Source organism: Nonomuraea sp. NPDC049028 (assembly GCF_043197735.1).
Lineage (GTDB): Bacteria > Actinomycetota > Actinomycetes > Streptosporangiales > Streptosporangiaceae > Nonomuraea.
On the sequence record NZ_JBICTR010000021.1, the window covers coordinates 80,673 to 102,109 of the forward strand.

Annotated in this window: 24 protein-coding genes; 16 read left to right on the plus strand and 8 right to left on the minus strand. The window is 70.3% G+C overall.

The window, feature by feature from the left end:
* The first annotated feature begins 30 nt into the window (after positions 1-30).
* The 3 genes from ACGFJ2_RS55020 to ACGFJ2_RS55030 are packed head-to-tail and all read left to right on the plus strand — an operon-like array spanning position 31 to position 2,273.
* On the plus strand, positions 31-1,419 hold the full coding sequence (locus tag ACGFJ2_RS55020; RefSeq protein ID WP_358201928.1) for a serine hydrolase domain-containing protein: 1,389 nt from the start codon (positions 31-33) through the stop codon (positions 1,417-1,419).
* A gap of 33 nt (positions 1,420-1,452) precedes the next feature.
* On the plus strand, positions 1,453-2,058 hold the full coding sequence (locus ACGFJ2_RS55025; protein ID WP_393482700.1) for a DUF2975 domain-containing protein: 606 nt from the start codon (positions 1,453-1,455) through the stop codon (positions 2,056-2,058).
* Positions 2,058-2,273 (plus strand): helix-turn-helix transcriptional regulator, encoded by a 216-nt coding sequence (locus ACGFJ2_RS55030; protein ID WP_357956926.1) that lies wholly within the window; start codon positions 2,058-2,060, stop codon positions 2,271-2,273. The genes ACGFJ2_RS55025 and ACGFJ2_RS55030 overlap by 1 nt, the downstream gene beginning before the upstream one ends.
* Positions 2,274-2,292: 19 nt before the next feature.
* On the opposite strand, the gene ACGFJ2_RS55035 is transcribed toward ACGFJ2_RS55030, so the two are convergent.
* Entirely contained in the window at positions 2,293-3,288 is a 996-nt protein-coding gene (locus ACGFJ2_RS55035) for an aldo/keto reductase (protein WP_393482703.1), read from the minus strand.
* 128 nt (positions 3,289-3,416) lie between these two features.
* Between ACGFJ2_RS55035 and ACGFJ2_RS55040 the strand changes: the two genes are divergently transcribed.
* Complete coding sequence (locus tag ACGFJ2_RS55040; protein ID WP_393482706.1) at positions 3,417-4,277, plus strand: helix-turn-helix transcriptional regulator; 861 nt, start codon at positions 3,417-3,419, stop codon at positions 4,275-4,277.
* Positions 4,278-4,315: 38 nt separating this feature from the next.
* Here the strand turns inward: ACGFJ2_RS55040 and ACGFJ2_RS55045 are convergent, their stop codons facing one another.
* Together ACGFJ2_RS55045 and ACGFJ2_RS55050 are read right to left on the minus strand one after the other, a co-directional pair.
* Positions 4,316-5,650, minus strand: a complete 1,335-nt coding sequence (locus tag ACGFJ2_RS55045; RefSeq protein ID WP_393482709.1) for an FAD-binding oxidoreductase — start codon at positions 5,648-5,650, stop codon at positions 4,316-4,318.
* A gap of 100 nt (positions 5,651-5,750) precedes the next feature.
* Positions 5,751-6,236 (minus strand): carboxymuconolactone decarboxylase family protein, encoded by a 486-nt coding sequence (locus ACGFJ2_RS55050; protein ID WP_393482711.1) that lies wholly within the window; start codon positions 6,234-6,236, stop codon positions 5,751-5,753.
* Between the two features lie 198 nt (positions 6,237-6,434).
* Here ACGFJ2_RS55050 and ACGFJ2_RS55055 point away from each other — a divergent pair, with 198 nt between their 5' ends.
* Positions 6,435-7,361 carry an RNA polymerase sigma-70 factor gene (locus ACGFJ2_RS55055; RefSeq protein WP_393482714.1) on the plus strand — a complete coding sequence of 309 codons (927 nt, stop codon included), beginning with the start codon at positions 6,435-6,437 and terminating at the stop codon, positions 7,359-7,361.
* Between the two features lie 369 nt (positions 7,362-7,730).
* Here ACGFJ2_RS55055 and ACGFJ2_RS55060 read toward each other — a convergent pair whose 3' ends face one another.
* A complete protein-coding gene (locus ACGFJ2_RS55060) occupies positions 7,731-8,288 on the minus strand; it encodes a TetR/AcrR family transcriptional regulator (protein WP_393482717.1) in 558 nt (185 codons plus the stop codon).
* Positions 8,289-8,338: 50 nt separating this feature from the next.
* Positions 8,339-9,349, minus strand: a complete 1,011-nt coding sequence (locus tag ACGFJ2_RS55065; protein ID WP_393482720.1) for an NADP-dependent oxidoreductase — start codon at positions 9,347-9,349, stop codon at positions 8,339-8,341.
* A 94-nt stretch (positions 9,350-9,443) separates the two neighbouring features.
* Between ACGFJ2_RS55065 and ACGFJ2_RS55070 the strand changes: the two genes are divergently transcribed.
* From ACGFJ2_RS55070 to ACGFJ2_RS55085, 4 genes are all read left to right on the plus strand, one after another.
* Complete coding sequence (locus ACGFJ2_RS55070) at positions 9,444-9,998, plus strand: TetR/AcrR family transcriptional regulator (RefSeq protein ID WP_393482723.1); 555 nt, start codon at positions 9,444-9,446, stop codon at positions 9,996-9,998.
* Between the two features lie 118 nt (positions 9,999-10,116).
* On the plus strand, positions 10,117-11,244 hold the full coding sequence (locus ACGFJ2_RS55075) for a hypothetical protein (protein ID WP_393482726.1): 1,128 nt from the start codon (positions 10,117-10,119) through the stop codon (positions 11,242-11,244).
* Positions 11,245-11,382: 138 nt separating this feature from the next.
* Positions 11,383-11,994 (plus strand): TetR/AcrR family transcriptional regulator, encoded by a 612-nt coding sequence (locus ACGFJ2_RS55080; protein ID WP_393482729.1) that lies wholly within the window; start codon positions 11,383-11,385, stop codon positions 11,992-11,994.
* Positions 11,995-12,037: 43 nt separating this feature from the next.
* Positions 12,038-12,775, plus strand: coding sequence for an FAD-dependent monooxygenase (locus ACGFJ2_RS55085; protein ID WP_393482732.1), 738 nt, complete (start codon positions 12,038-12,040; stop codon positions 12,773-12,775).
* Here the strand turns inward: ACGFJ2_RS55085 and ACGFJ2_RS55090 are convergent.
* The 3 genes from ACGFJ2_RS55090 to ACGFJ2_RS55100 are packed head-to-tail and all read right to left on the minus strand — an operon-like array spanning position 12,768 to position 14,475.
* Positions 12,768-13,010 carry a hypothetical protein gene (locus tag ACGFJ2_RS55090; protein ID WP_393482735.1) on the minus strand — a complete coding sequence of 81 codons (243 nt, stop codon included), beginning with the start codon at positions 13,008-13,010 and terminating at the stop codon, positions 12,768-12,770. The two genes, ACGFJ2_RS55085 and ACGFJ2_RS55090, sit on opposite strands and share 8 nt — an antisense overlap.
* A gap of 7 nt (positions 13,011-13,017) precedes the next feature.
* Positions 13,018-13,797 (minus strand): integrase, encoded by a 780-nt coding sequence (locus tag ACGFJ2_RS55095; protein WP_393482738.1) that lies wholly within the window; start codon positions 13,795-13,797, stop codon positions 13,018-13,020.
* Between the two features lie 48 nt (positions 13,798-13,845).
* The gene (locus ACGFJ2_RS55100) at positions 13,846-14,475 is read right to left on the minus strand and encodes a TetR/AcrR family transcriptional regulator (RefSeq protein ID WP_358201976.1); all 630 of its coding nucleotides are present in this window, start codon (positions 14,473-14,475) and stop codon (positions 13,846-13,848) included.
* A gap of 79 nt (positions 14,476-14,554) precedes the next feature.
* On the opposite strand from ACGFJ2_RS55100, the gene ACGFJ2_RS55105 reads away from it, so the two are divergent.
* From ACGFJ2_RS55105 to ACGFJ2_RS55135, 7 genes are all read left to right on the plus strand, one after another.
* The gene (locus tag ACGFJ2_RS55105; protein WP_393482741.1) at positions 14,555-15,223 is read left to right on the plus strand and encodes an esterase/lipase family protein; all 669 of its coding nucleotides are present in this window, start codon (positions 14,555-14,557) and stop codon (positions 15,221-15,223) included.
* Between the two features lie 62 nt (positions 15,224-15,285).
* Positions 15,286-16,422 carry a hypothetical protein gene (locus ACGFJ2_RS55110; RefSeq protein WP_393482744.1) on the plus strand — a complete coding sequence of 379 codons (1,137 nt, stop codon included), beginning with the start codon at positions 15,286-15,288 and terminating at the stop codon, positions 16,420-16,422.
* A gap of 115 nt (positions 16,423-16,537) precedes the next feature.
* The gene (locus ACGFJ2_RS55115) at positions 16,538-17,092 is read left to right on the plus strand and encodes a hypothetical protein (RefSeq protein ID WP_393482746.1); all 555 of its coding nucleotides are present in this window, start codon (positions 16,538-16,540) and stop codon (positions 17,090-17,092) included.
* A gap of 84 nt (positions 17,093-17,176) precedes the next feature.
* Positions 17,177-18,568 carry a selenium-binding protein SBP56-related protein gene (locus ACGFJ2_RS55120; RefSeq protein WP_393482748.1) on the plus strand — a complete coding sequence of 464 codons (1,392 nt, stop codon included), beginning with the start codon at positions 17,177-17,179 and terminating at the stop codon, positions 18,566-18,568.
* Positions 18,565-19,215 carry a hypothetical protein gene (locus ACGFJ2_RS55125; protein WP_393482751.1) on the plus strand — a complete coding sequence of 217 codons (651 nt, stop codon included), beginning with the start codon at positions 18,565-18,567 and terminating at the stop codon, positions 19,213-19,215. Before ACGFJ2_RS55120 ends, ACGFJ2_RS55125 begins: the two co-directional genes overlap by 4 nt.
* A 25-nt stretch (positions 19,216-19,240) precedes the next feature.
* On the plus strand, positions 19,241-20,134 hold the full coding sequence (locus ACGFJ2_RS55130; protein WP_393482754.1) for a sigma-70 family RNA polymerase sigma factor: 894 nt from the start codon (positions 19,241-19,243) through the stop codon (positions 20,132-20,134).
* A gap of 62 nt (positions 20,135-20,196) precedes the next feature.
* Positions 20,197-21,375 (plus strand): sensor histidine kinase, encoded by a 1,179-nt coding sequence (locus ACGFJ2_RS55135; RefSeq protein WP_393482757.1) that lies wholly within the window; start codon positions 20,197-20,199, stop codon positions 21,373-21,375.
* The last annotated feature ends 62 nt before the right edge of the window (positions 21,376-21,437 follow it).

The window sequence follows — 21,437 nt, forward strand, 5'->3', positions numbered from 1 at the left end:
CGCGGCGGGCGCGGTCCCTAGCGTTGACGGGTGCTCCTGAACACTCTCGCGGCGCTCTTCCTGGCCGTACTTCCCGCGCTTCCCGCCCCACCAACCCCCGCCTCGATCGACGGGTTCATCGCCCAATATCGTGAAGCGACCGGATTGCCGGGCGTGGCGGTGGTGGTCACCAAGGGGACGCGGGTCGTCCATGCCGCGGGCTATGGCCGGACCGCTACCGGCGAGCCCGTGACCGCCGACACCCCCATGGCGCTCGCGTCGCTCAGCAAGTCCTTCACCTCGCTGGCCGTCCTGCAACTGGTGGAGAAGGGCCGGGTCGAGCTCGACAAGCCGGTTCGCGGTTACCTGCCCGAGTTCCAGATGGCCGATCCCCGGGCGGCCGAGATCACAGTGCGCCAGCTGCTCAACCAGACGTCGGGCATGGCCGACTCGGCCTTCCACGAGAAGAGCCTGCCCCAGCCCGACACGCTCCAGGGCTCGGTGCGCCGGCTCAAAGACGCGCGGCTCGCCTCGAAGCCCGGCACCGCCTACAGCTACCACAACACCAACTACCAGGTCGCCGCCCGGCTGGTCGAGGTGGTGAGCGGCGAGCCGTTCGCGGGCTACCTCAAGACGCACGTGTTCACGCCGCTCGGCATGCGCAACAGCAGCACGATCGACACCGATCGCGACCTGCCGGGCAGCGCCCGGGGCCACCTCTACCTCCTCGGCCAGGCGATCGCCGTGCCGGAGCCGCCCGGGTTCGGCAACGGCTCCGGCGGCGTGCTCAGCAGCGCCAACGACATGGCCCGCTGGCTGATCGCCCAGAACAGCGACGGCGGCATCCTGTCTCCCGCGAGCGTCAAGGAAATGCGCACGCCCTCGGTCCAGAACCCGGACTACGCCCTCGGCTGGGAACTCGACCGGACCGCGGGCGGCACCCCCGTCGTACGCCACGGCGGCGACCTGTTCACCTCCACCGCCCAGCAACTGCTGATGCCCGGGTCCGGTTACGGCGTGGCGGTCATGGCCAACACCGGCATGGCCTTCGCCGACAGCGCCGCGCTCATGGACGGCCTGGTCGCCCTGATCGAGGGCCGGCGGCCGGAGGCGCCCTCCTCTCCCTTCCTGGCCACCGACATTGTGTTCACGCTGCTGACGCTGGCGACCGTCGCGCTGGCGGTGCGTGGGATCACCCGCTCCCGGCGCTGGGCCGCCCGCCGGACGGGCTGGCAGCGATGGCGGCTGCTGCCGTACTTGTGCCCGCTCATCCTGTGTACGGCCATCGCCCCGGTCTTCCGGGTGCTCGCCCGAGGCAGCGACATTTCCTGGATCCAGGTGGTCTACCTCTACCCGACGTTCATGATCTGGCTGGTGACGGCCGCGGCGGCGGGGACGGCGCTGGTGGTCGCGCGCCTCTGGAGGGGCGCGACCAAGTAGACATAACGACTTTCGTTATTTACGATTATCGTTATGTCTACGAAGTGGCTCAACCGACTCGAGATCCTGCTGACCTTCTCGCTGATCATCAGCTGCCTGGGCGCCCTGGCGCTGCTGGCCTTCACCTTCATGATGGCCTTCTTCGGCACGCCCAACGGCGTGGGCGTCCCGCTGCACGTCTACGACGTGCCGGTCGCGGGCATGGCGGCGCCCGACACCACGATCTCCGGCGCGAGCGCCGACGTGACCGTCGGCCCCCAGGGCGCCGCGCCACTCGTCGGCCTGCTCTACCTGCTCTTGTGGGGACCGGGTGTCGCGACCACTCTGCTGGCCCTGTTCACCGTCGTGCGCGCGATACGCCGGGCCAGGTCGGGGGACAGGGCGCTGTTCTCCGCCGTCACCGCCGCCCACCTGCGCCGCCTCGGCTGGATCCTGATCATCGGCTCGCTCGCCACGGGCGCGCTCGGCATGGTGGCCGAGCCGATCCTTTCCTCGCTGCTGCTGGCCAAGAGCTACCCGTTCCACCTGGAGGTGGGCGAGGTGCTGGCCGGGGTCGTGACGGGAGTGGCGGTGCTGGGCGTGTCGGAGATCGTCCGGCGCGGCGTCGCCCTCCTCGAAGAGGTCGAGGCCACCATCTGATGGCCGAGCCGTCCATCCGCGTACGACTGGACGACGTGCTCAAAGAGCGCGGCATGACGCTCACCGAGCTGTCCCACCGGGTCCAGATCACCGTCGTCAACCTGTCGATCCTCAAGAACGGCCACGCCAAGGCGATCCGCTTCTCCACGCTCATGCGCCTGTGCGACGCGCTCGACTGCCAGCCGGGCGACCTGATCACCTACGAGCGGTCGTAGCCCAGCCGGAGAGTCGGACTCAGTTGCCCACGCCGAGGTAGGACATGAACGCGGACGGATACCGGTCGCCCCGCGCCGCGCCCAGCGGCACCGCCTTCTCGATCTCGGCGAGGTCGTCCGCGGTGAGGTTCACCTCCATCGCGGGCAGCGCCTCGGCCAGCCGCTCGCGGGTACGAGCGCCGACCAGCGGCACGATGTCGGCGCCCTGCGCGGCCACCCAGGCGATGGCCAGCTGGGCGACGGTGCGGCCCTTCGCCTCGGCGACCCGGCGCAGGGCCTCCACGAGGACGAGATTGTGTTCCACGTTCCCGCTGGAGAAGCGCGGGCTGAAGCCGCGGCTGTCGCCGGGGCCGGCGGTGTGGCCGGCCGTCCAGTGCCCGGAGATGAGGCCGCGGGCGAGGACCCCGTACGCGGTCAGGCCGATGCCGAGCTCCCGCAGTGTGGGCAGCACGTCCGCCTCCACCGCGCGGGAGATCAGCGAGTACTCGATCTGCAGGTCGGCGATCGGGTGCACGGCGTGCGCCCGGCGGATCGTCGCCGCGTCGACCTCTGAGAGCCCGATGTGGCGCACGTATCCGGCGTCGATCATCTCCTTGATCGCGCCTATCGTCTCCTCGATCGGTACCGCCGGGTCCAGCCGGGCGGGACGGTAGATGTCGATGTGGTCGGTGCCCAGCCGGGTCAGCGAGTAGGCCAGGAAGTTCTTCACCGCCTCGGGACGGCAGTCATGCCCGCCGAACTCCGAGCCTGGCCCCCGCAGCATGCCGAACTTGACGCTCAGCGCGTAGCTGTCGCGATCGCGGCCGCGCAGCGCCTCGGCCAGCAGCGACTCGTTGTGGCCCATGGCGTAGAAGTCGCCGGTGTCGATCAGTGTGAGGCCGCTGTCCAGCGCGGCGTGCACGGTGGCGATGCTCTCCGTGCGGTCGGCCGTGCCGTACGCGCCCGACATGCCCATCGCACCCAGGCCCAGCGCGGAAACGGCCGGTCCGGTGCGGCCCAGGGTTCGCATCTGCATCACGTTCTCCCTCGTTCTCGATGTCGTCCCCAACCTTGGGCCCTGGCCGGGACGGGCGGGAGCGGAGCGTTCATCGTGGGAGAGCCGCTCCCTGGCTCGGCTCGGCCGCCGTGAGAGACCATGGGGTCATGCAACGTGACCAGCTCGCCGACTTCCTGCGCCGCCGCCGGGAGGCGATCCGCCCGGCCGAGGTGGGGCTCGCCGACGGCCCTCGCCGCCGCGCCGTCGGGCTGCGCCGGGAAGAGGTGGCGATGCTCGCCGGCATGTCGGTGGACTATGTCGTACGTCTCGAGCAGGGCCGCAGCAGTCAGCCTTCGACCCAGCTGCTCGGCGCGCTGGCCCGGGCGTTGCGCTTGTCCGACGACGAGCGCGACCACCTGTTCCACCTGGCCGGCCACCGGCCCCCGCCCGCCGATGGGGTGGCCCGCCTGGCTCGCGCCGGCCTGATGCGCATGCTCGACCTGCTCGGCGACACCCCGGCCCTGGTGCTGTCGGACCTGGGCGAGGTCCTTGCCCAGAACCGGGCGGACGTCCTGCTGATGGGCGACCACACCGGCTTCTCCGGCGACCGGCGCTATGTCGCATTCCGCTGGTTCACCGAGCCGGCCGCGCGCGCCGTTTGCCCGCCCGAGGAGCAGGAGCGTCACTCCCGTCAGCTCGTGGCCGACCTGCGCGCGACCGCCGGCCGCCGCTCCGGCGACCCCACGGTCGCCGGGCTCCTTGACCGTTTGCGGGCCGCGAGCGCCGACTTCCGGCGGCTCTGGGCCGAGCACGAGGTGGCGGTCCGGCGCGCCGACCGCAAGACCATGCTGCACCCGCGGGTGGGCCGCCTGGCGATGGACTGCGAGACGCTGGTCACTCCCGACCAGGGGCAGGAGCTGCTGGTGCTCACCCCGGCGGACGCCGAGACCCGCGAACGGCTGGAGCTGCTGCGGGTGCTCGGTATCGAAGAGTTCCCCACGAGGGCAACGGGCACGCCCGCGCGGTAAAGCGGCCGATCAGAGCATGCCGCTGTCTGGCGCCGGGCCTACTGAGGCCGGACGTTGTGGTTGCGGGCGAACAGATTGCCGGGGTCGTACTGACGCTTGACCGCCGCGAGCCGCTCGTAGGTCCGTGTCGGATAGATCGCGGCGACATCCTCCTCGCCGGCAGAAGTGAGGAAGTTGGCGTAGGCGCCGCTGAGGTGAGGCGCGAGTCTCGCCCAGACCGCGTCCAGAGCGGGACGCGCGGCCTCGACGACCGGCTGCGGCCCCAGGATGGTGGTCACGATCATCAACTCCGCCTGGCGATGCGCGTAGGCGGTGGCATCGTCGGGGACTCGGGACACCGCGCCGCCGACGCTGCGAACGGCGATGAACGGCGACCCCTGCGCTGCCCCGACCTCAACAAGCATCCGAAGGACATCGGGCACCGATGCCTGGTCGACGAACGCGCTTCGGGTCACCAGCTGGATGCCCGGCGGCGGGGTGGCGGCGTCCACGAGCGCGTCCGCGTACGGTCTCAGCGCGACATCGTCGCCGATGACCGTGCCGAGCCGCCGGATCGGGTCGATGGCCCGTGCCGCGAGATCCGGGTCATCGCCGTCGAAGGCGAGGCGGATCTCGACCGGCGCTTCGGGCCCGCCCGCGAAGGGATTGGCGAACTCCGCGACGGAGGTGAGCTCTTCGGGGGCGGTGCGCAGGTGGTCCGCCCAGCCCCGGAGCACGGTGGCCGCCTCCGACGCCGGGAAGCTGATCTTGCCGTAGAAGATGTCCGTCGTCGGGTGGGCCGCGAACTCGAAGGCGGTCACGATCCCGAAATTGCCGCCACCACCGCGAATCGCCCAGAACAGCTCCGGGTTCTCCTCCTCGCTCGCCTGTACGACCTGTCCGCCGGCCGTGACGACCTCGGCGGTGACCAGGTTGTCCAGCGCGAGGCCGTACTTCCTGACCTTCCAGCCGATGCCACCGCTCAACGTCAGCCCACCGACACCGACGCCCTTGGTGTCGCCCGAGGAGATCGCCAGGCCGTGCGGGGCCAGGGCGGCCACGACCTGACCCCAGGTGGCGCCGCCGCCGATCCGTACGAGGTGCCGTTCCTTGTCGATGACCTCGACGTTCGCGAGCTTGCCGAGGTCGATCACGACGCCGTCGTCCAGGGTGCCGAAGCCCGCGAAGCTGTGGCCGCCGCCTCGTACGGACAGCGAAAGCCCCGCGCCGGCGGCGAATCTGACACCCGCTTGGACGTCTTCGACGCTCTTGGGCCGCAGAACGTAGGCCGGGCTGCCGGAAGCCAATATCGAGCGGCTGGCCGATGGGTACTCGGCCGCGCCCGGTTCGATGATGTCGCCGCCGAAGTCACGGCGAAGGGTTTCAAGACTCATGACGTTCCTTCAGAGATAGTCGCCCCGGAGGAGGGGGCGGTGAGGTGCCGGGGCCGGCCCGGATGGGGGGATCCCGGACCGGCGGGGATCGGCCTGCCGGTCAGTTCGCCATGCCGTCGAACATGCCGGGCTGGTAGGAGCCCCCCGGGTTGCGCACGATCACGTTGAGCCGGTTGTTGGCGTTGATCATGGCGATCACGGAGACCAGCGCGACGATCTGGTCGTCGTCGTAGTGCTTGCGCACCTGGGCCCAGGTGTCGTCGGACACGCCGTGGTGGGTGTCGGCGAGCCGGGTACCCTCCTCGGTGAGCGCCAGCGCGGCCTGCTCGGCCTCGGTGAACACGGTGGACTCGCGCCAGGCGGCGACCAGGTGGAGCCGGACCGCGCTCTCCCCGGCGGCCGTGGCGTCCTTGGTGTGGTAGTCGACGCAGAAACCGCAGCCGTTGATCTGGCTGGCGCGCAGCATCACCAGGTCCTGGATGGCCTGGGGGAGCGGCGACTGCTGGATCGCCAGAGCGACGTTGTAGATGCGCTTGGCGATCTTGGCGCCGAGCTCGTTGGCCATCAGATCCATACGCTGTTCCATGATGTGGTCCTCATTCGTGGTGGTACGTGCCGCGTCAATCGTTGGCGCGGCGTCCTGGCGAACAAGAAGATCCCGGCGACCAGATCCTTGTGACAGCGGAGTGATGTGACGTGCATCACCGATCGTCGGTGTCACAAAGCGGGGGTTACCGGGATCTCATGCACGCCACGGTCGAGAACGAACAGGCGGGAAGCAGCGATGAGCGAGCACAACGAGAAACCGACGGACGCGGCAGGGCCCCTCGTTCGTGACAGCCACGTGGACCCCGCCACCGAGGCGTTCCTCACCCACCGCAACCTGCTCTTCACGGTCGCCTACGAGATGCTGGGCTCGGCCGCCGACGCCGAGGACGTCCTGCAGGAGACGTGGTTGCTGTGGGCGGGCGTCGACCTCGGCACGGTACGGGAACAGCGTGCCTACCTGGTCCGGATCACCACCCGGCAGGCGCTGAAACGGCTGCGTACGCTCGGCCGCCGCAAGGAGTCCTACGTCGGCCCCTGGCTGCCCGAGCCGCTGCTGACCGCGCCCGACGTCGCCGAGGACGTCGAACTGGCCGACAGCGTCTCGACGGCGATGCTGCTGGTGCTGGAGACGCTTCAGCCGACCGAGCGGGCGGTGTTCGTGCTGCGCGAGGTGTTCGATCTGGACTACGACGAGATCGCCGACGCCGTCGGCAAGAGCCCGGCCGCGGTCCGCCAGATCGCCCACCGGGCACGGGGACACGTCGCCGCGCGCCGGCCACGCGACATTGTCTCCCCGACCGAGACCCGAGCCGCGATCAAGGCGTTTCAGAGGGCGATCGAAACGGGCGATCTGCAGCGCCTGCTCGACATCCTCGCGCCGGACGTCGTCCTCCTGACAGATGGTGGCGGACTCAAGCAGGCCGCGCTGGCGCCCGTCGTGGGGGCCGATCAGGTGGCCCAGGTGCTGGGCAACCTCACCCCTGTGGCGTTGCTGCAGCCGGCCCAGGTCAACGGTCACCCGGCACTGATCGTCCGGCTCGACGGCGCGATCGACACCGTCGTGACGGTACGCATCGACGGCGGCCTCATCACCGGGCTCTATGCCGTACGCAATCCCGAGAAGCTGTCGCACATGGAGTGGGAGACCACGGTGAGCCGCTGAGCCGGTCGTACCCAGACCATCCATAATGAGACATCAACATCTCATAATGAGTCGCGTGCGAGTTATAACCTAGCACCGCACCCCTGACGATCTATGCGAGCGATCTGGTTGACCGAGTTCGGGGCTCCGTCGGTGCTGGTCGCCGGGGAGGCCCCTGATCCGGAGCCCGGCGACGGTCAGGTTCTGGTGGACGTCGAAGCGGCGAAGCTGGGTCGGCGGGTGATCGCCCCTGTCGCCTTCGGCCATGGGGTGCACCATTGCCTGGGGGCGCCGCTGGCGCGGATGGAGATGCGCCTCGCGTTCCCGCTACGGGCCGACGCTGCCCGTACCTACGAGCGGATCGTCGGCGCGACGGCGGGCGATGATGGCCTACTCGGGCTTCCGTGCGCCGTTGAGAAAAATCGTCACGGCCGCCTCGGTGGCTTCCTCGGGCGTCATGACCTCGCCGACGGTCAGCCACAGGGTACGTTCCACGATCGCGGAGAACATGGCGAGCACGACGTCAGGGCGCAGGTCGTCGCGGAGCACCTTGTCGCGCATGCCGCGAGCGATGACGTCGCGGATGGGCCTGACCGTACGCTCGATGGCGTCATGGTCGCAGAACTGGTCGGCCTGGCCGATCACCGCCGCGTATTTGGCACCGTTACGCAGGTACACGGCGATGATCCTGGTGATCGCCCGGTCGGCCGGAAGCTCGTCGAGGTTCGCGGCCGCGAAGGCCTCCACGAGTTCGGCCATCCCGACCTCGGCCACACCGCACAGCAGCGACTCCCGCGTCGGGAAATGCCGGTACAGCGTCGCGCGTCCCACACCGGCCTCGTCGGCGATCTCCGCCATCGCCGCGTCTGAGCGCCGGCCCAGCGCCCGGGCGGCGGCGTCGAGGATCGCCGACCTGGTCCGCTGCATCCCGGCATCCGATTTCACCACTCGACCATGTTAACGGCCCATTATGAGACAATGATGTCTCACAAGCGGTCCTAGGCGACTGTGAGCACGATCTTGCCTTGGATATGCCCTCGGGCGGCGCGCTCGTGCGCCGCACGCGCATCCGCGAGTGGAAACGTGCTGTCGATCGCGACGCGAACCGTGCCCGCGTCGAGCAGGCGTCCCAGCTCAGCGAGTTGCGCGCCGTTCGAGCGGACCTGGGTGGCCGAGACCATGACGCCCAGCTTCGCGGCCTCTTCGTCATCGAAGTCGCCGGGGAACACCGGATACAACGCGCCGCCGCGCTTGAGCGTGCGCAGGAAACGACCGCTGTCGCGACCACCGACGCTGTCGAGCACGAGATCAAGGTCGTGCGTGAGTTCCTCGGGACGGCTCTTGGTGTAGTCGATGAACTCGTCGGCGCCGAGATCGCGCAGGAACGACTCATGCGCGCCCGATGCCACCGCGATGACGCGGGCACGTTTCCACTTGGCGAGCTGCAGCGCGAAATGCCCCACGCCACCCGCGGCGCCGTTGATGAGCACCGTCGTCTCGGCGTTCAGTGCCATCGGGCGATGCCGCGCCGCTTGGAAGGGCGACTGGTGATCGTGTCCGAGCTCGATCAGGAACTGCCACGCGGTGAGCCCTGCCATCGGCGCCCCCGCGGCGTGCACGTGATCGAGGCGAGCCGGCTTGCGGGCGAGGTCCGACGCGGGCGCGGCGACGTACTCGGCATATGCGCTGCCGTCGAGACTGGGAAAGCGAAGCAGACCGAAGACTTCATCGCCGACGGAGAGGCCGTCCACATCCGCGGCGACGGCCGCTATGACGCCCGACACGTCCGTCCCCGGAATCATGGGCAAGCTCAGCTTCGGCCTCATCTCCGGAGGCACGTTGGACATTCCTTCGCGCACGTACCAGTCGGGGGGATTGACGCCGACCGCGTGCACGCGAACGAGCACCTCACCCGGTTTCGGCTCGGGAATCGGCACTTCGTCGTAACGCAGCACCTCAGGACCACCGTGCTCGTGCAGCCGGATGGCCTTCATCGTGTTCGCCGGCATTGTCTTCGCCTTTCACCGCAGATGGGTTATCGTTTCCGGAGCAGTGCTCCAAATATAAGCGGGGCACTGCTCCGCTTGTCAATTCAGGAGGCATATGCGAGCCGACGCCAGGAAGAACTACGACCAGCTCCTCGCGGTCGCGCGTGCCGTCGTGACCGAGCAAGGCGCCGACGCGTCGCTGCGCGACGTCGCCCGCAGGGCCGGCGTCGGGCTCGGCACGCTGTACCGTCACTTCCCGACGCGCGAGGCGTTGCTCGAGGCCATACTCCGCGCGAGCTTCGACGAGCTGGCGGCACAGGCCGTCGAGCTCGAAACGTCGAACTCGCCCGGGGATGCTCTCGTTTCGTGGCTACGCGACTGCGTCGCCTGCACCCATGAGTATCGGGGCGTTGTGGCGCTGATGGTGGCCGCCATCGAAGACGCCGAGTCCGCACTCCATGCTTCGTGCGTCACGATGCGCGCGGCGGGCACGCGGCTCCTCACCCGCGCTCAGGCGGCGGGCTTAGCACGGACCGACATCAACGGCACCGACCTGTTCGCGCTGGCCGGGGCTCTCGCGTGGCTCAACGATCAACCCTCGCTCGCGCCCCGCGCCGATCATCTCTTCGCCGTCATCGCGAGCGCGATTCTGACGAGCGCGGGAAGGTGATCGCCTCTGCGGGCTCCAAACGCGCTTGACCGCGCCGACGCCGCCATCGGCCTTCTGCCGCAGGCCGGAACATGATGGATCAAGAAGGTGACGTCCGGGCTTTGTGCAAGGATTCGGCATGAAGCGTCTCGTACTCTGGCTGGCAATGATCTGTCTCGGCGGCTTGTGTGTCGTGCTCGCCGTACAGACCGGATCTGAGGGAGATCCGGATCCGCGGCCAACGGTACGACCGGCGGCGGGGCTGCCCGAGTTACCGGCCAAAAGGGCGCCGCGCCTCGATTACGCGGTGTTGTACGACCCGGAAGTCATCCGGGAACCCGCGGCCGCGCACCATCCCTGGCGGGTGGGGAGCGGTTCCGGCCAGGAGTGGCGGATCGAGGACGCGCTCGGCTTCGTGCCCAAGGACGGCGAGCAGGCGGTCTCACCTCTCGCCATCAGTGACGATGGCCGGCATCTCGCCTATATCAGGCGTTTCGACCGTGTCCTGGTTGTCAGAGACCTCGCCAACGGGACGACCGAACGGGTCCCTACCGGGGTGTATCAGCCCGATGACGACTCATGGAACGTCGCGCTCGTCTTCCAGGGGGAGGGCGAGCTGCTGTTCGTGTGGAACGCCGAGCGCGGGAGCGAGCTGATCGATCTGTCGTCGAAGCGGCGTCTCCGTGTCGGCGCAGACTTCGATCGTGACCTTCTGGACGCTCGCGCCGGCGGCGGTCGCGTCATCGTGGTGACGGGCAAGGAACTACGGGTCCGCCAGAGCTGGAGGTCTCCCTTCACCGTGGCCCACCGTGAAGGTGATGCCGAGGACGGCACGCACCCCGTGGTGCTGGGCGATGAGGCAGTGAGCGTTGTCCGGCTGGGTGAAGTGGAAAACCTGCGTTACCAGCTGAAGAGAGTGGATCTCCGGCGCTCCACCCACCGGGCCACGTTCGCCGATCTCGCGCTGCCGTACGACCTGGAGACCGTCAACGCCGTCCGCCCTCTGGGTCGCGACAGCGTGCTGCTCCGCGCCGAGCGGAGCCGGACCTGGCCCGACCACGGCTACCCACCTGGACCGTGCGACTGGGAGGAGTTCTACGTCGTCAATCTGAAGACCGGGGCCGTCAAGTGGGCCGATTACCGGGCGGCCGAGATCTGGGGAACGGAAGGAAAACACATCAAGAGGCAGGCCTACGCACGGGACTTCGTGCCCGAGCCGATCACAGAACGCCCCGTACCGGCCCGGGATCGCGAGCGCTGCCTCTGATCAGGACCGGCCGCGACCTCGGCCACGCCCTGCCCGACGACCCCACCTGCGATCGCATCACCACCATCGACGGGCACCTGGTCGTGTGCGGAGCGGACCCACTTGCGCCGGCGAGATCATCCCAGTAAACATTTACTTGTGACTTCGAAGAGCAAACAGGCGCTGCTCGACGCCGGAGCCGAGGTGTTCGCCCGCCACGGGCTGAAAGGCACCCGGGTTCGCGAGATCGTCGAGCGCGCGGGCGTCAACGAGCGGATGATCTACGACCACTTCGGCAGCAAGGAAGGGCTGTACCGGGCGGTCCTGGACGCGCAGAGCAGCGACATGGGAGTGGCGTGGCGGCCGGTTCTGGACCGGTTGACCGGCCAGGATCCGGTCGCGGCCACGCGCGTCGCGTTGCGGGCGTACTTCGACCTGGTCTGCGAACGTCCCCTGCTGGTGCCGCTGCTGCTGCACGAAGGGCTGGGCGAGGGGGAGATCCGGCCGCCGATCGAGCCCGCGGACCTGCCCGCGCCGCTGCGCGAGGTGTTCGAGCGCGGGCAGCGGGAGGGGGCCTTCCGGGCCGACGGCGACTTCGAGCTGTTCTACGTCACCGCGATCTGCCTGCTGACGGTGCTTCCCACCCTGCCGGGGCGGCTGACCGCCCTGGCCGGCGGCACCAGCGGCGAGCAGGCACGGGCGCGGCTGCGCGACCAGGCGGTGGACCTGCTGCTGGAGGGCATCACGGGGCCGGCGGGAGCAGGCCGGTGAGCGGCATACGGGTGCTGGTCGCCGAGCCGGCGGGAGCGACCCGGTGAGCGACTTACAAGTGCTGATCGCCGGGGCCGGGCCGACCGGTCTGACGCTGGCCTGCGACCTGGCCCGCCGCGGCGTCGCCGTACGCGTCATCGACCAGGCCCCCGGACCGTTTCCCGGCTCGCGCGCCAAAGGCGTCACCCCCCGCACCGTGGAGGTCCTCGACGATCTCGGCCTCGCCCAGGAGGCCGCGCGGGCCGCCACGCCGGTCGTCATGCGGCACTACGGGCGCGACGGCACCTTCACCGACCAGCGTCCGGCGTCGTACTGGCAGACCAGCCCGGCCGAGCCGCACCCGCAACTGCTGCTGCCGCAGTGGCGCACCGAGGCCATCCTGCGCTCCCTGCTGGGCCGCCTGGGCGTCACGGTCGAGTACGCCACCCGGCTGATCCGGTTCGAGCGGGACGGCAAGTCGGGGGCCACCGTGCGGCTCTTCGACATCTTCCGCGGCCCGCACTTCACCCTTGTGGGCTTCGGCCAGAGCAGCCGAAGCTCGCTCGACGCCGTACGCGATGCCTGGCCCGGCCCTCTACGTACGTGCCTGATCGCCGAAGCAGGCACGCTCACCGACGCCGACGGCCACGCGGCCGACGGCTACGGCGTCACCGGCGAGGCCATGGTGCTCGTACGTCCCGACGGCCATCTCGCCCTGACCGTCGAAGCCCACGACACCGTCACCGTGCTGACCTACCTTGAGGCATTGAAAAGGCTGCCGCCTGGGCGCTTGCTCAGTTGATCGACGGCGGGTACGTCACCTCCAGCGAGTCTCCGAGCGCCAGCCGCCGCCACGCCGCGACGGCCTCCCGGATCCTGGCCCGCACGGCGGGCAGCGTCGTGGTGGTCAGCACGTCCGGCCGGGACAGGTGCCGACCCCGGCACTGCTGATCCACCCAGGTCAGACAGTGCTGGTCATCGGCGTCGACCCAGCTGGCGGTGCCGATGCCGGCGACGACGCACTCGGCGAGGACCACGTGACCCTCATGCCTGGCCGAGGTCGGTGCAGTAGGTGATCGTCGCGTCGTCCGCCGCCACCGCGTGGCGCGTCTCCGCCTGCCGGACACGATGGATGATGTCGGCGGGCCCGCTCGACGCCAGTACGGCCATGACCCCCGGCCAGTCGGCGAGCTGGAAGGGGTCCACGATGCGGCCGGCTCCATTGCTGAGCAGGACGGCGCCGCTCAGCTCGGAGATCGCACAGCTTCCGGTGATCGCCTCGTCCGCCGCGCGCGGGTCGTCCTTGGCCACCCAGAAGCCGCCCGGCTGGTTCCGGTTGGCGCGCAGGTCCCGCAGGAGGCGGTGGTAGTCCTCGCTGCCCTTGGCGGCGGCCTCGAGCGCGGGCTCGTACGACCGGCTGATGATCACCTCCCGGGGATCGGAGACGACGAGCGGCGCGTCGTCAGCTCTGTCGAGCACGAGGAACGCGTCACCGAGCACCAGGTACTCGAGCAGGCCGCCGGACAGGCGCAGGACGGCCACGGCCGCCGACGGGCTGATGGGGTTGGCGACGTCGCAGGTGTGGCGGTGCTCGTCGGTCACCTGCTCGACGGCTTCGGCGAGCAGCGCCGGAAGGCCGCGGTCCCCTACGAGTGACAGGAGGTTGGCTCCCAGGCGGCCTGCGTACCAGGCAACGCCGTGCCGGCAGGTCGCTTCGCCGCCGGGGATGCCGGCCCCGTCGACCAGCACCGCCGCCGTCGGCACAGCGCCGGTGAAGTCCTCGTTCGCGCGGGTGGTCCCTTTCGCGACGCTCGTCATCGTCACCCGCATGTCCTCGCGCCGCCTTCCCGTCGCTCGGTTTCCGCTATGAGGTCACCTGAGGTGGGGCAGGCCGCAGGCGAGGTCGTGTTCCAGGGTGCGGGCGTAGGACTCGACGGTGGCGACGATGTCGACGGCGTCGGGGTCGAGCAGCCACTGGGTCTGCAGGCCGTCGAGGGTCGCGATGATCTCGGTGGCCTTGGCCACCGGGTCGATGTCCGGGCGGGCGACGCCGTCGGCCTGGGCGGAGCGGATGTTGTCGGCCACGATGGCGCGCATCGCGCGGTAGCGTTCGACGAAATGTTCGTGGCCGGGCGAGCCCGGCTCGAGGCTCTCCGCCACCAATACCGTGAACAGTTTGGCCAGCCCGGCCCGCTGCTTGTTACGGCGCGCGAACTCCGGCAACGCCCGAAGCCGCCCGGAGGGCTCCATGCCGAGCAGTTCCAGGGCGAACGCCTCACTGTCCAGGTCACGCCGCTCGATCACCGCCAGCAGCAGGCCCGCCTTGCTGCCGAAGTGGTGCAGCAGACCGGGCTCGGTGATGCCGGCCCGGGCCGCGACGTCGGCGAGCGAGGTGCCGCGGAAACCGCCGCGGGCGAACATCTCGCCGGCCGCCGTGATGATCTCCTCCCGCCGCAGGCGAGCGCGTTCCTGCCTGCCGGATCCTTGCCTGCTCGGGGTCACGGTGTTAAACCTAACGCAACTCACTTACCGAGCACTAGGTAAGTGAACCCCCCTTCGGTACGAGTAGCGAGGTGCGACGATGCCGCCCAGACCCCACCGCATCCGGTCCTTACTGATCATCGCGGTCGCCCTGCTGGGCGGGCTCTGCCCCGGTTCGCCGGCCCAGGGCGCGCAGCGGGAGCCGGTCATCCTGGTTCACGGCTGGAACGGCTCGCCGACCGAGTTCGCCCAGATGCAGACGGCGCTGGAGCAGGCCGGCTACCCGACGTACGCGATCGACCTGCCCGGCGAGGAGAACCTCGCCAACGCCCGGGCCATCGCCGACCTGGTGGAGCAGGCACGCGGCGAACACGGCGGCGGCAAGGTCAGTCTCGTCGGGCACAGCATGGGAGGGCTGTCCGCGCGCTACTACCTCAAATCCCTCGGCGGCGCCGCCAAGACGCTCAGCTACATCTCGATGGGCACCGGGCAGCTCGGCTACTGGCCCGCCTGCCTGCTGCCGGCCGGTCAGGGCGGGCAGATGTGCCCCACCAGCAGCTTCATCACCCAGCTCAACAGCGGCGACCCCACGCCGGATCCGGTCAGGTACACGTTGCTGACGAGCTCGCTCGACGAGACGCGCAACGACGTCATCGCCGGCGTCTGGTGCCGGGCCGAATTCGCCGGCGTGGCGCATGCCGACGAACCGGCGTCACCGGTGTTCATCGACGCCGTCCTCAGCGCCCTTGACGGGCGATGCCCGTCCTAGAGGCCTCGTAGAGGGCGAAATGCGATCGCCGATCGCGCGGGCGACCAACTACTGTCGCGCGGGTGGGAAGCGATCTTCTGCCGTTGCTGTGGCTGTGCGGGCCGTCAGGTGTCGGGAAGTCCTCGCTCGGCTGGGAGGTGTTCGCCCAGCTGAGCCGGGGCGGCGTCCGGGCGGCGTTCGTCGACGCCGACCAGATCAGCCTGTGCTACCCCCTGCCGGAGATCGGCACCCATCGGATCCGGGCCCGGAGTCTGGCCGCGATGTGGCCCAACTTCCGGGAGCAGGGGGCACAGTGCGTGGTCCTGTCGGGTTTCGTCGACACCGCTGAGGAGATCGGCGAGTACGCGAAGCGTCTCCCGGACGCCGCCTTCACCGTGTGCCGGCTGCGCGTGAGCACCGGTGAGCTCAAGGAGCGGTTTCTCGGCCGGGGATGGCGTCCCGACCTGGTGGCGCAGGCCGTCGCCGAGGCGGAGTCGCTGGAGGGCAGCGACTTCGCCGACCTGTGCCTGGATACCGACGGGCTGACCGTGCCCGAGGCGGCCCGGATGGTCCGCGAGCGAGCCGGTGGCTGGCCGCGTCCCGGCCCACCCGTCGGCTTCGTTTCCCGATCGGCCGCGCCTCTCGCCGTTGACCCGGTTCCGGTGCTGTGGTTGTCCGGGGCCACCGCGGTGGGGAAGTCGACCGTCGGCTATGAGGTCTTCTCGCGGATCGTCCGGGCCGGCGTACGAGCTGCTTATGTGGATCTGAAGCAGATCGGCGTGTTACGTCCCGCCACGGACGACGACCCGGACGGCCATCGCCTCAAGGCGCGCAACCTCGCGGCCCTCTTGGCCGGATACCGCGCAGCCGAGGCCAGGTGCCTGATCGTCTCCGGGCACGACGACCGGGACGACACCGTCCGCGCCTACGCCGAGCTGCTTCCCGGCGCGGCGCTGACGGTGTGCCGTCTGCACGCCGGGCCCGCGACGCTGGCCGAGCGCGTCACGCGGCGCGGCCGGGGAGGCGGGCCGGCGATACCGGGCGATGAGCTGAAGGGACTGGACCCCGAAGCCCTGCGCCGCGTCGCCGAACGGGCGGCACGCGAGGCCTTGGCGCTCGACCGCGCCGGAGCGGGTGACCTGCGTATCGACACGGACGACCGGTCGGCGCAAGAGGTGGCCGACGAGATAAGGGCGCTCATCGGCGACTGGCCGAACTAAGCCAAAGCGAACGGTCCCGCGCTCAAGGCGCCCGGCCGCTTGACAGTCATGCCCTTCATAGGATAGTTGTGCTATCCAATAACTAGATAGCGCGACTACCCAACAGGGAGACGTGATGGAGACGAGCATCGTTCTGGTGGTGGCCCTGCTGGGCTTCCGCGCGCTGGGGGCCTTCGGGGTCGGCCGGTTCGCCTCATGGCCGGTCAGCGCGGCGCACGCCCTGGCCGTCATGCTCTTCATGACAGCCAGCGCGCACTTCGTCCCGGAAAGCGTCACGGTGATGCCCACCCACGGGGATCTCGTACGCATGGTGCCGCCCTTCGTGCCCTTCGCCGACGCGGTGGTCTACCTGACCGGCGTGCTGGAGCTCATGGGCGCGGTGGGGCTGATCATCGCCAGGACACGCTGGTCGGCCGGGATCGGGCTGATCGCGCTCTTCGTCCTGCTGCTGCCGGCCAACATCTACGCCGCGCTGGCCGACGTGCCGTTCAACGGCGGCGAGGCGTCCCCGTTGTGGCTGCGCATTCCCGAGCAGGTCCTCTACATCGCCGTCGCGCTCTGGGGCATCCGCTCGGCGCCCCGAGTGTGGCCGCTGCCGCTTCGCGAGGGTTACGGCTTCATCGACATCGCCCTCGACGGCCGGCGAGGCCCGGCCCGCGATCGGCCCTGATCGGTACGACAGCTGGCGGGATCATTCCGAAAACGTGCCCAATACCCTGTTGACCGTGTAGGGAATTGGTGGATACGTGAAGGGATGAGCCTCTGGACCCCGGACCCCACGTTCTATCCTTCGCCCAGGGACGCGGCCGGCGCACCCGCCGAGAAACTGGCCTATGTCGTCGCCTTCGACCGGTCGGCGACCAGGCCGGACGCGCTGGCCGTACTCGACACCGATACCGCCTCGCCGCACTACGGCCAGGTGGTGGGCTGGAGCGACCTGCCCAACACCGGCGACGAGCTGCACCACTTCGGCTGGAACGCCTGCAGCACCGCCCTGTGCCCCAGCGCCCCGCACCCGCATGTCGAACGCCGCTACCTCATCGTGCCCGGACTGCGCTCCTCACGCATCCACGTCTTCGACACCAAGGACCGCCTCAGCCCGGAACTGGTCAAGGTCATCGAGGCCGACGAACTGGCCAAGCGGGCCGGCTACTCCCGGCCCCACACCGTGCACTGCGGGCCCGGCGGGATCTACCTGTCGGCGCTCGGCGGCGCCGACGGCAACGAGGGGCCCGGCGGGATCGCGCTGCTCGACCACACCACGTTCGAGGTGCTGGAGCGCTGGGAGGTCGAGCGGGGGCCGCAGTACCTCGCCTACGACTTCTGGTGGCACATCAACCATGACGTGCTGATCACCTCCGAGTGGGGCACCCCGTCGATGGTCGAGAACGGCGTGGTGGGAGAGCTGCTGCTCGGCCGCAAGTACGGCCACAAGCTGCACTTCTGGGACCTGCGCAAGCGCAAGCACCTCCAGGAGGTCGACCTGGGCGATGAACACCAGATGGTCCTGGAGCTGCGCCCGGCGCACGACCCCACCCGCACCTACGGCTTCGCCGGGGTCGTCACCAGCACCGCGGACCTGTCGGCCTCGGTCTGGCTCTGGTTCCACGAGGACGGCCGCTGGCAGGCCCGCAAGGTGATCACCATCCCCGCCGAGCCCGCGAGCGCCGACCTGCTGCCGCCCGTCCTGCGGCCCTTCGGCGCCGTGCCGCCCCTGGTCACCGACATCGACCTGTCGGTCGACGACCAGCGCCTGTACGTCTCCTGCTGGGGCACCGGCGAGATCAAGCAGTACGACGTGTCGGACCCGGCCAACCCCGCCGAACTGGGCGCGCTCAGGATCGGCGGCATCGCCCGGCAGGCACCCCACCCCGCCCAGCCGTCGCTGCCGCTGCGGGGCGGCCCGCAGATGGTCGAGGTCAGCCGCGACGGCCGCCGCGTCTACCTCACCAACTCCCTGTACGGCGCCTGGGACGACCAGTTCTACCCCGAGGGCGTCGGCGCCTGGATGGCCAAGATCGACACCGAGTCCTTCACCTTCGACACCGGCTTCTTCCCGCACGGCGAGGCGTTCCGCGGCCTGCGCCCCCACCAGGTACGCCTGCAGGGCGGCGACGCCTCCTCCGACTCCTACTGCTACCCGTGACGATCGCCACCGTGCTCCTGCTGGGCGCCTTCCACGGCCTGAACCCGGCCATGGGCTGGCTGTTCGCCGTGGCCCGCGGCCTGCAGGAGCGCAGCAGGGACCTGCTGCTGCAGTCGCTGCCGGTCATCGCGCTGGGCCACCTGGGCTCGGTCGCCGTGGTCGCGATCGTCGTCGGCCTCACCGGCTCGCTGGTCACCGGCAGGGTGCTGTCGATCGGCGGCGGGGTGGTGCTGGTCGGGTTCGGCCTGTGGCGGCTGCTGTCCAGGCGGCACTTCCGCTGGGTGGGGATGCGGCTGTCGCTGTGGCAGCTGGCCGGCTGGTCGTTCCTGATGTCCTCGGCCCACGGTGCCGGTCTGATGCTGCTGCCCGTCTTCACCGGCCTGCACGCCTCCGGCCACCAGGGTCACGCCCTGTCGGGCGGCCTGGCGGTGGCGGCGCTGCACACGCTGGCGATGTTCGTGGTGGCGGGCGTCATCGCCGTGGTGGTGTACGAGGTTGGCCGGGCTCACGGTGCTGCGGCGCGCCTGGTTCAACCTGGACCGTATGTGGGCGCTCGCCCTCGTGGGCGCGGGGGTGATCACTCTGGTCCAGGCGTGAGCTCGGCGAGAGTTGTCACATCGGTGGCGTCGGGTCGGTCAGTGCTATGACTTGCCTTGACGGAGGATTGTGACGATGAACATGGGGACGACGAGCGACGCGGAGTTTCTGGCCGGCCGGTTCGAGGAGCACCGCTCCCATCTGCGGGCCGTGGCCTACCGGATGCTCGGGTCGCTGAGCGAGGCCGAGGACGCCGTACAGGAGGGGTGGATACGGCTCAGCCGCAGCGACACCAGCGAGGTGAACAATCTCGGCGGGTGGCTGACCACGGTCGTGGCCCGGGTGTGCCTGACCATGTTGAGCTCGCGCGAGCGGCGGCGCGAGGACTCCCTGGAGGAGCGCCTGCCCGACCCCGTCGTCAGCCCCGCCGAGGGCGTCGATCCCGAGCATGAGGCGGTGGTGGCCGACTCGGTCGGATTGGCGTTGCTGGTGGTGCTGGAGTCGCTCGAGCCGGCCGAGCGGCTGGCGTTCGTGCTGCACGACATGTTCGCGGTGCCGTTCGAGGAGATCGCGCCGATCGTAGGGCGTACCCCGGCCGCGGCCAGGCAGCTGGCCAGCCGCGCCCGCCGCCGCGTGCGGGGCACGGCTCCGGTGCCCGATCCGGATCTGGGCCGTCAGCGCCAGGCCGTCGACGCCTTCCTGGCCGCCGCGCGCGATGGAGACTTCGAGGCGCTGATGCGGGTGCTCGACCCGGATGTCGTGGTCCGCTCCGACCGCGGCGCCGCGGGGACCGTGCTGGTGGCGCGCGGGGCGGCGGTGGCGGCCAAGCAGGCGATCACGTTCCGGCCGGCCGGCTCCGTGGGACATCCGGTACTGGTCAACGGAGCCGCCGGAGTCGTCGCCACGGTCGGCGACCGGGTGGTCTCGCTGGTCGCCTTCACCGTCAGCGGCGGCCTGATCGCCGACGTCGTCATCATCACCGACGCCGACCGGCTGGCCCGGCTCGACCCGATGTCGGCGGCGGGCTGATCCCTTGCCGTAGTGGCGCGGTCGGCTCGTCGCGGCTCTCGGGCGCGGATAACGTTGGCCTGATGGCCCGAACCCCGCCCCCGAGCCCCGACGGCACGCCGGACGAGGCGCCCGACGCGCCCGGCACAGGGGCGTTCCTGCCCTTCGTCCTGCTGGCCGCGGGCGCGATCTGGGAGACCGCCGACGGCTCGCTGCGGCCGGGCTGGCTGTCGTGGGCGGGCCTGGCCGCCATGTCCGCCCTGTACGCGCTGACAGTGATCATGGCCTTCCGGCGCCGTACGCTGCCCGCCCGGCTCGCGCTGACCGGGCTGGCGGCCGTGGTCTTCGGGCTGTCGATCGTGCTGGGCGGCGGCTGGTACTACCTGTTCCCGCTGCTCGGCGTGGCGTGCGGCATCACCCTGCGCGGCCGGGCGGTGCGGGTCGCCACGGCGGCGCTGCCCTTCGGCACGGCGCTGGTGGTGTGGGCCGGTGGCGGCAACCTGGAGTCGATCCTGGCCTTCTCGTGGGGGACCTTCAGCGCGGGCCTGGTCGTGGCCGTCATCCTGCACCTGCACATGGTCATCGGCGAGCTGAACCAGACCCGGCAACGCCTGGCCGAGGCGGCCGTCGCCGAGGAGCGGCTGCGCTTCTCCCGCGACCTGCACGACCTGCTCGGGCACACCCTGTCGGTCATCGTGGTCAAGGCCGAGGCCGTACGACGCCTGGCCCGCCGCGACCCCGGCCAGGCCGAACGCCAGGCCGCCGACATCGAGGCCGTCGGCCGGCAGGCACTGACCGAGGTACGCGAGGCGGTCACCGGCTACCGGGCGGGCGGCCTGGCCGACGAGCTCGCCCGCGCCCGCGACGCCCTGGCCGCCGCCGGCGTGCGCGCCCGCATCCGCCGCACCGGGCCGCCACCGGCCGCGCAGGCCGAGGCGCTGCTGGGCTGGGTGGTACGCGAGGGCGTCACCAACATCATCAGGCACAGCGGCGCCACCGAGGCCGAGATCGACCTGACCGGCCTGACCCTGACGATCCGCGACAACGGCCCCGACGGCCCTCACCCCACCGCGAGCGACAGCAGCCCCGACGGACCCGCAGAGAGCGGCAGCACCCCCGACAAACCCGACAAACCCGCCAAGGGCGGCAGCGGGCTGCGCGGGCTGGCCGAACGGCTAGGCCAGGCAGGCGGCAGCGTCGAGGCGGGCCCCCACCCGGGCGGCGGCTTCGAGCTCACCGCCACCCTCCCGCCCGGCGTTTAGGGGGCGCGGCCGGAAGGCCCGGACGGCGTCCAGGGGGTGCGGCCGGAAGGCCCAGACGGACA

Bases quoted from the DNA above. Each gene is read 5' to 3' on its own strand.
- ACGFJ2_RS55025 (WP_393482700.1), top strand. From the start codon at position 1,453: ATGTCTACGAAGTGGCTCAACCGACTCGAGATCCTGCTGACCTTCTCG.
- ACGFJ2_RS55030 (WP_357956926.1), top strand. From the start codon at position 2,058: ATGGCCGAGCCGTCCATCCGCGTACGACTGGACGACGTGCTCAAAGAG.
- ACGFJ2_RS55035 (WP_393482703.1), bottom strand. From the start codon at position 3,288: ATGCAGATGCGAACCCTGGGCCGCACCGGACCGGCCGTTTCCGCGCTG.
- ACGFJ2_RS55040 (WP_393482706.1), top strand. From the start codon at position 3,417: ATGCAACGTGACCAGCTCGCCGACTTCCTGCGCCGCCGCCGGGAGGCG.
- ACGFJ2_RS55045 (WP_393482709.1), bottom strand. From the start codon at position 5,650: ATGAGTCTTGAAACCCTTCGCCGTGACTTCGGCGGCGACATCATCGAA.
- ACGFJ2_RS55050 (WP_393482711.1), bottom strand. From the start codon at position 6,236: ATGGAACAGCGTATGGATCTGATGGCCAACGAGCTCGGCGCCAAGATC.
- ACGFJ2_RS55055 (WP_393482714.1), top strand. From the start codon at position 6,435: ATGAGCGAGCACAACGAGAAACCGACGGACGCGGCAGGGCCCCTCGTT.
- ACGFJ2_RS55065 (WP_393482720.1), bottom strand. From the start codon at position 9,349: ATGCCGGCGAACACGATGAAGGCCATCCGGCTGCACGAGCACGGTGGT.
- ACGFJ2_RS55070 (WP_393482723.1), top strand. From the start codon at position 9,444: ATGCGAGCCGACGCCAGGAAGAACTACGACCAGCTCCTCGCGGTCGCG.
- ACGFJ2_RS55075 (WP_393482726.1), top strand. From the start codon at position 10,117: ATGAAGCGTCTCGTACTCTGGCTGGCAATGATCTGTCTCGGCGGCTTG.
- ACGFJ2_RS55105 (WP_393482741.1), top strand. From the start codon at position 14,555: ATGCCGCCCAGACCCCACCGCATCCGGTCCTTACTGATCATCGCGGTC.
- ACGFJ2_RS55115 (WP_393482746.1), top strand. From the start codon at position 16,538: ATGGAGACGAGCATCGTTCTGGTGGTGGCCCTGCTGGGCTTCCGCGCG.
- ACGFJ2_RS55120 (WP_393482748.1), top strand. From the start codon at position 17,177: ATGAGCCTCTGGACCCCGGACCCCACGTTCTATCCTTCGCCCAGGGAC.
- ACGFJ2_RS55130 (WP_393482754.1), top strand. From the start codon at position 19,241: ATGAACATGGGGACGACGAGCGACGCGGAGTTTCTGGCCGGCCGGTTC.
- ACGFJ2_RS55135 (WP_393482757.1), top strand. From the start codon at position 20,197: ATGGCCCGAACCCCGCCCCCGAGCCCCGACGGCACGCCGGACGAGGCG.